2 protein-coding genes are annotated in these 647 nt (G+C 45.3%); both read right to left on the bottom strand.

Annotation, left to right across the window (positions count from 1 at the left end; translation table 11 throughout):
• Positions 1–170, bottom strand: a 170-nt coding sequence (locus A3762_RS25265; protein ID WP_156493753.1) for an HAD family hydrolase, incomplete at its 3' end; no start/stop codon positions are given.
• Between the two features lies 1 nt (position 171).
• The coding region (gene ubiG / locus A3762_RS25260; RefSeq protein ID WP_068758184.1) for a bifunctional 2-polyprenyl-6-hydroxyphenol methylase/3-demethylubiquinol 3-O-methyltransferase UbiG at positions 172–647 on the bottom strand (476 nt) is incomplete at its 5' end.

Raw genomic sequence — 647 nt, 5'->3', positions numbered from 1 at the left:
CATAGTTTTGTTAGTGCTCGTGAACCGTTAGAAACCTCTGCTCGGATAACTTCGTGTTCAATGGGGGCTTTATTGTGGAGTGCTAATAACTTCTCGACCGTAACGTAGAAGTCGGGTGCAGTGTCAACTAACGTACCGTCAAGATCGAATAAGACTGCTTCAAGTTCCATTTTATGCCTTGGGTTTGATGGCGTGCATTAAATAATTCACGTCTACATCGCGGCTGAGTTTGTATTCTTTAACCAGCGGATTGTATGTCATGCCTGATATATCCTGCATCTCTAAGCCTGCTTGACGAACCATGCCCCCAAGCTCTGAAGGTTTGATGAACTTCTTAAAATCGTGCGTTCCTTTAGGGAGCATCTTCATAAGGTGTTCGGCGCCAACGATTGCGAAAAGATATGCTTTGGGATTGCGGTTAATGGTAGATAGGAAAAGGTCTCCACCGGGTTTAAGCAGGCGCTGGCAAGCTTGAATTACCGATGATGGAGACGGAACGTGCTCTAGCATTTCTAAGCATGTCACAATATCATATTCGTCTGGAGTTTGGTCTGCTAACTCTTCGGCAGTGATTTGGGTATAGGTTATATCAAGACCTGACTCTAGACTGTGTAATTGCGCCACACCCAGTGGAGCTTCACCCATAT

It is taken from the genome of Oleiphilus sp. HI0125 (assembly GCF_001635355.1).
Note: the sequence above shows the minus strand (reverse complement) of the source record. Positions and strands in the feature narration are given on the sequence as shown.